We start from the raw sequence: 685 nt of genomic DNA on the forward strand, positions 1-685 counted from the left end.
GTGAGGGTGCTGGCGCCGGCCAGCGTGCCGCCCAGCGTGAGCGTGGCGACGCTGTCGTTGCCGCCGAGGCTGAGCGTGGCGCCGTTGACGACGCTGACGGTGCCCGCATCGGGCAGCACGTTCGCGCCGCTGGTGAGCAGCGTGCCGGCCTGCACGGTGGTCAGGCCGGTGTAGGCCTGGCTGCCGCCCAGCGTGAAGGTGCTGCCGCCGGCCTTGGTGAGCCCGCCGGTGCCGCCGATGCTGCCGCTGAAGCTGCTGTTGCCCGCGCTGCCGGTGGTCAGCGTGAAGGTGCCCAGCGTGACGTTGCCGGTGCCGGCCAGCGACCCCAGCGTCTGCGCGCCTTGCAGGGCCAGCGTGCCGGTGGCGGCCAGGGTGGTGACGGGGGCGGCCGTCAGGCGGTCTGCGCCGGCCAGCGTGAGCGTGCCGCCGTTGACGGCCAGCGTGTCTGCTGCGGCCGTGCCGCTGAGAGAACTGGTGCCGGTGGAGGACAGGCTGCCGCCGCCCAGGTTGGCCGTGACGGTGCCGCTGTCCAGCGCGTAGCTGCTGGCGACGAGCGTGCCGCTGCCATCGAGCAGGCCGCTCAAGGCCAGCGTGCCGACGGTCTCGGTGCCGCCCAGCGTGAGGCTGCCGCTGGTGACGTTGACCGCTGCGGTGTTGGCCAGGCGCTCGTTGCCGGTGAGCGTGA

1 protein-coding gene is annotated in these 685 nt (G+C 74.0%); it reads right to left on the reverse strand.

The annotated features are described in order from the left end of the window. Nucleotides 1-685, reverse strand: a 685-nt coding sequence (locus EOE66_RS21620; protein WP_205702796.1) for an autotransporter-associated beta strand repeat-containing protein, incomplete at both ends; no start/stop codon positions are given.

Origin of the sequence: Rubrivivax rivuli, assembly GCF_004016505.1 — a bacterium.
In the GTDB taxonomy this organism is placed as follows: domain Bacteria; phylum Pseudomonadota; class Gammaproteobacteria; order Burkholderiales; family Burkholderiaceae_C; genus Rubrivivax; species Rubrivivax rivuli.